The sequence below is a fragment of the Psychrobacter sp. TB20-MNA-CIBAN-0197 genome, assembly GCF_040309765.1.
In the GTDB taxonomy this organism is placed as follows: Bacteria; Pseudomonadota; Gammaproteobacteria; order Pseudomonadales; family Moraxellaceae; genus Psychrobacter; species Psychrobacter submarinus.
On the sequence record NZ_JBEOPC010000531.1, the window covers coordinates 1 to 275 of the forward strand.

The 275-nt window shown below is 48.0% G+C and carries 1 protein-coding gene; it reads left to right on the plus strand.

Features of this window, described 5'->3' with window-relative positions:
- On the plus strand, positions 1 to 275 hold a 275-nt coding region (locus tag AAEY83_RS14820), incomplete at both ends, for a pseudouridine synthase family protein (RefSeq protein ID WP_502945188.1).

Genomic DNA, 275 nt, shown 5'->3' on the forward strand with positions numbered 1-275 from the left:
TCGCTTGATGCATCCATCTGGTGAAGTTACTCGGGAATATGCGGTACGTGTATTGGGTGAAGTAACGCCTGATATCGCCCGTGCATTGACCGCTGGTGTCATGCTAGAAGATGGCCTTGCAAAATTTGAAGACATCAAAGAAGGCGGCGGCGAAGGCGTCAACAAGTGGTATCACGTCCAGCTAAAAGAAGGCCGTAACCGCGAAGTACGTCGTTTATTTGAATCACAAGGTCTAAAAGTTAGTCGTCTATTACGTACACGCTATGGCACGATTG